Below are 5,438 nucleotides of genomic sequence, written 5' to 3'. Positions count from 1 at the left end.
TTGTTACCTTCCTGGTTTCTGCTTCCAAGACGATTGCCCGAGGGAATGGCTTGGTTATCGCCGTAAAAGTCCCACAGTGGGGATTTTTACGGTGGCGAACCAACTCATATCCCCCAGGTCTCACATCGTCTCCACAGACGTCACTTTCCGAGTGCCCCTCGGTAGGTCGTGTCGACGTGAGTAGTATAGCACTGTACAAATCATCAGCAAGGGCATCCTGCGGATGCCGCGCTATCCATCCGCTCACTAAAAGTAAGCGGTTTTTCGCGCTGATTGATAAAAACTCCCTCCTACAGCAGTTTATCGGGGCATTGCCGAAGGCAGGTGTAGGAGGGCACCTGATTAGGCGATGAAGACACGATTGTGGGAGACCAATTTATTGGGCGACGGCGGCGCCAGCCGCCCTTAGCCTGCCGAGGCACCAGTGCCCTCATCATCGCGAGCTAAAGCTCCCTCCTACAACAAGCCTTATCGATTCCCGAGTAATAAGCTACCTCCGTGGGAGGCCAATTTATTGGGCGACGGCGGCGCCAGCCGCCCTTAGCCTGCCGAGGCACCGGTGCCTTCATCATCGCGAGCTAAAGCTCCCTCCTACAACAAGCCTGATCGATTCCAAGTAATGTACCCCCACCGTGGGAGGCCAATTTATTGGGCGACGGCGGCGCTAGCCGCCCTTAGCCTGCCGAGGCACCAGTGCCTTCATCATCGCGAGCTAATGCTCCCTCCTACAGCTGGCCTTATCGATCAAGTAATGTGCCCCCCTGTGGGAGGCCAATTTGTTGGGCGACGGGCACGCATGGTTGTCCATTTGGTCAGAACTTTACCCGGCTCACAACATGAAACATGCTCATGCACCACCTGACGCGGATGCGATGAAAGTCGCGTCAGGCTGCGGTATGATAGCGCTCTCGCTTCTCCATGATGATCCTTTCGTAACGAGGTTCCCGCCGATGTTCAGCCGCGATATGACAATTGCCGGATTCGATGATGCGCTATTTGATGCCATGCAAAAAGAAGTGGCACGCCAAGAAGCCCACATCGAACTGATTGCTTCTGAAAACTACGCCAGCCCCCGCGTACTAGAAGCGCAAGGCAGCCAGCTGACCAACAAATACGCCGAAGGCTACCCAGGCAAGCGCTACTACGGCGGCTGTGAATTTGTCGATATCGCTGAAAACTTGGCCATCGACTACGCCAAGCAGCTGTTCGGCGCGACCTATGTCAACGTGCAGCCGCACTCTGGCTCACAAGCCAACAGCGCTGTTTTCCAAGCGCTGGTCACACCGGGCGACACCATCCTCGGTATGAGCCTAGACGCGGGCGGCCACCTGACTCACGGTGCCAAGCCCAACTTCTCCGGCAAGCACTACAACGCCATTCAGTACGGCCTGAACGAGCAAGGCCTGATCGACTACGACCAAGTCGCTTCCCTGGCCCGTGAACACAAGCCGAAAATGATCATCGCCGGTTTCTCTGCCTACTCTCAGATTGTCGACTGGGCAAAATTCCGTGAAATCGCTGACGAAGTCGGTGCTTACTTACTGGTGGATATGGCGCACGTTTCTGGCTTGGTCGCTGCTGGCGTTTACCCTAGCCCGCTGCCCCACGCCCACGTGGTCACGTCCACGACGCACAAAACTCTGCGCGGCCCGCGTAGCGGCGTGATTCTCTCAGCCGAGAACAATCCGGACATCGAGAAGAAGCTGCAGTCGGCAGTATTCCCCGGTGGCCAGGGCGGCCCGCTGATGCACGTCATCGCCGCCAAAGCGATCTGCTTCAAAGAAGCCATGGAGCCCGAGTTCAAAACCTACCAGCAACAGGTGGTTAAGAACGCTCAAGCCATGGCGAAGGTATTCATGGATCGCGGTTACGACATCGTGTCCGGCGGTACGGAAGACCACCTGTTCCTGCTCTCGCTGATCAAGCAGGGCGTGACCGGTAAAGATGCGGATGCCGCCCTTGGCCGTGCCCACATCACCGTTAATAAAAATGCCGTACCGAACGACCCGCAAAGCCCGTTCGTTACCTCTGGCCTGCGTATCGGCACCCCAGCCGTGACCACGCGCGGCTTCGGTGAAGAGGAGTGTACGCAGCTGGCAGGCTGGATTTGTGACATCCTTGACGTACTGGCCAAAGGCGAAGACACCAGCAGCGTTGAAGCCCAAGTGCTCGATAAAGTCGCTGAAGTTTGTGGCCGCTTCCCGGTTTACAAATAAGCTGATTGTCAGTAAGTTCGTGTTAAGGCTCTCTCGCAGTCTCTCCTAGGCTACGGAAAGCCCAAAAAACCGGGCACCCTCAAACAGGGTGCCCGTTTTTTGTATCACCAAGGCAACATGCAGGCTAGCACTGTTGGAGAGCAGTGCAGGGCGAGTAACCCTACCCCCAGGAAGGGCATTTCTGTTATGCTGCCGCGATTAGTTTTACCTGCACTTGACGCCTTTTCGATTCAACGGTGACCCAGGGAAAACGCATGAAAAACCGCTCTACGACGGGCGTCGTGGCGCTTTACCAGTAGGAGCTAATGTGGTCATCTCGTAGTTTTTGCTCATGGATGGCCCGATGCTGACACCGTCTCTTATGCACCATTTATCAATCGTTCCCGACTTCCGCCAGGCTTGGAAAGTGCAGCATCAGCTGTCGGATATCCTGTTCCTGACGGTCTGTGCGGTGATCTGTGGTGCCGAGGGTTGGGACGAAATCGAGGACTTTGGCCACGCGAAGCTCGATTTTCTCCGTCAGTACGGCGATTTTGAGGCTGGCGTTCCCAGCCATGACACCTTGGCCAGGGTCATGGCCCTGGTGAATGCCGAGCAGTTGCAAAGCGCGTTTGCCGACTGGATGAAGGCCTGCCATGACGTGACGGAAGGCGCGATAGTGGCCATCGATGGTAAGACGCTGCGTGGATCGTACTGCCGAGGGAAAGGCAAAGGGGCGATACACATGGTCAGCGCCTTCAGTGCGGCGAATGGCGTGGTGCTGGGTCAGGTCAAGACGGCGGAGAAGTCCAACGAGATCACGGCGATTCCCGAGCTGCTCAAGCTGCTGAATCTGCAAGGTTGTCTGGTAACAATCGATGCCATGGGCTGCCAGAAGAAGATTGCCACGCAGGTCCTGCAGAAGGGCGCCGATTACCTACTCTCGGTGAAGGGCAACCAGCCGGCCTTGGCTGACGCCTTCGAGGCCGCATTTCCCATGGCCAAGGTGGTCAACTTTGAAGGGGATGCGTACGTCACGGACGAGAAGAGCCGTGGCCGGCAAGAGACCCGATACCATATTGTCAGCGAGGTTACTGAAGAATTTCAGGAGCTTAGCTATGAATGGGCAGGCCTGAAAACGGTGGGCGTGGTAATGAGTTTCCGCCTGGAAGGTGACGAGGTGCCAGAAGCCCCGATGATCCGCTACTACATCAGCTCTGCCGATCTGAGCGCCAAGAAGCTCGCCGAAGCGGCTCGCCAGCATTGGTTTGTCGAGAACAAGCTCCACTGGTCCCTGGACGTCGCTCTTCGCGAGGATGCCTGTAAAATCCACCGCGGACAGGCAGCCGAAAACCTCGCCAGGGTTCGTCATATCGCCTTGAATTACCTGAAAGGGGAGAAGCGTTTCAAAGGCGGAATCCGGCGGAAACAGAAGAAAGCCGCGCTGGATGAGACCTACCTGGCGGACATTCTCGCGGTATGAAATTTTTCATGCGTTTTCCCTGAACGGTGACCCCTTCATGGCAAAGTAACAGGAAGCAACAGTACGTAGACACCATTGGCGAGTATGCCCTGGATAGCCTGGCACTGCAGTCCGCAATTGGGGAGTTAGATAGCCAGGATTTAAATGATGTGATGACGCTGCTAGTCTCGTTTACTGACCTCGCTTCGGCGAGTTAAAGGCACTATTACGGTATGTCCCCATTAAAAGCTGCGCAAAGCAACGAATGGCTGCGTCGGATTATGCGCTGTTTCGACGCAGCCATTGCTATGGGCGTCTCCTCCCTGGTGCTGTTGCTGATGCCCCACATCACCTTCAGCAACGAGTACTATCTCTTTCTGATGGTGATTGGCGGGTTACTGCTACCCGCCGTGGGGGAGTTCCTGGGGCTATATCAGCCCTGGCGTGGCCGAAGCCTCTACAGCATGTTAGGCGCTTATTGGTTAAGCTGGCTGGCTACCATCGTACTGCTTAGCTTGCTGCTAGTGGCAACTCAAAACACAGTTAATTTCTCAAGGTTATGGATGGGCTCGGCATCGCTGGCCGTGCTAACCACCGGCAGCACCATGCGGGCTGTGCTGTACCTCTATTTACGCCACCTGCGCTCTAAAGGCAAAAACCGCAAGCGCATCGTTGTCATCGGTCGGGAAGAGAATCTCAGCCGTCTAGCAGAACACCTCAACAGCATGGCGTATGCAGGCTATTCGCTGCAAAGTGCCCATACCGACGACGACTCCGACCACTTTCACCGCATACTGCACAGGTTGGCGCAAGAGAGCGCGTTTGAAAGGGATTTCGATGAAATTTGGCTCACCTACCCGCTAAGCGATGGCGACAAAGTGCGGTTGGTTTCAACCAGCCTTATCGGCATTCCTGTGAATGTCCGCTACTTCCCCGATCTCTCCGATATCCGCCTATTAAATCACCGTATGGCCCAGGTCGTCGGGCTTTACTCCCTAGAGCTAAACTACAGCCCGCTGGATAGTGGTCCGCTACGTTTCGTTAAAAACGTGGAAGACCGCCTACTAGGGGGGGGGCTATTTATCGTGTTTTTACCAGTAATGCTGCTGATTGCTGCGCTGGTGAAATGGAAAATGGGTGGGCCAGTGCTGTTTAAGCAGCACCGCCACGGCATTGATGGCAAGTGCTTCCGCATTTACAAGTTCCGCACCATGAGCAACCACCAAGCTAAATATACGCAGCAGGCCACCCACGGCGACCCCCGCATTACCCCGCTCGGGGCGCTGCTACGCCGTACCAGCCTGGATGAGCTACCCCAGCTCTATAACGTACTGCAAGGGCGTATGTCGCTGGTGGGGCCGCGCCCACATGCCCTAGACCATAACCAGTACTACCAAGGGGTCATACAAAATTACATGCAGCGCCACCGCGTAAAGCCCGGCATGACCGGCTGGGCGCAGGTAAATGGATACCGAGGCAACACCGATACCCTAGAGCAAATGCAAAAGCGGGTAGAGTTCGACCTCTACTACATCGACAATTGGTCGTTGGGTTTTGACTTAAAGATATTAGCAATGACTTTAACGCGTGGTTTTTTTAATCAAAAACCTTAAGTGCGAAAGATGTTTCTGTATATTGCTTAAGTGCCTATTCAAAATTAATCGCGCACTCAGTGCCGTAGCCATCGAGTAGCCGGTGTACCTCATCACAGAGGTTATCAAACGAAAGATACGCACTCAGCGGCAGCCATGCATACTTCATCTGCCGCCACAGAATCTCAA

Annotated in this window: 3 protein-coding genes and 1 pseudogene; 3 read left to right on the top strand and 1 reads right to left on the bottom strand. The window is 55.2% G+C overall.

Annotated elements, in window-relative coordinates:
* Positions 1 to 950: 950 nt before the first annotated feature.
* The 3 genes from glyA to AC13CN_RS02030 all read left to right on the top strand — a co-directional run bounded on the left by glyA (position 951) and on the right by AC13CN_RS02030 (position 5,270).
* The gene (gene glyA / locus AC13CN_RS02040) at positions 951 to 2,216 is read left to right on the top strand and encodes a serine hydroxymethyltransferase (protein ID WP_062362843.1); all 1,266 of its coding nucleotides are present in this window, start codon (positions 951 to 953) and stop codon (positions 2,214 to 2,216) included.
* A gap of 343 nt (positions 2,217 to 2,559) precedes the next feature.
* The gene (locus AC13CN_RS02035; protein WP_062361194.1) at positions 2,560 to 3,678 is read left to right on the top strand and encodes an ISAs1 family transposase; all 1,119 of its coding nucleotides are present in this window, start codon (positions 2,560 to 2,562) and stop codon (positions 3,676 to 3,678) included.
* A 212-nt stretch (positions 3,679 to 3,890) separates the two neighbouring features.
* Positions 3,891 to 5,270, top strand: coding sequence for an undecaprenyl-phosphate glucose phosphotransferase (locus AC13CN_RS02030; RefSeq protein ID WP_228219998.1), 1,380 nt, complete (start codon positions 3,891 to 3,893; stop codon positions 5,268 to 5,270).
* A 34-nt stretch (positions 5,271 to 5,304) separates the two neighbouring features.
* Here the strand turns inward: AC13CN_RS02030 and AC13CN_RS02025 are convergent.
* Positions 5,305 to 5,438: pseudogene (locus AC13CN_RS02025) on the bottom strand (IS630-like element ISHsp2 family transposase); the annotation flags it as partial.

This window comes from Vreelandella sp. L-25 (genome assembly GCF_056857535.1).
Note: the sequence above shows the minus strand (reverse complement) of the source record. Positions and strands in the feature narration are given on the sequence as shown.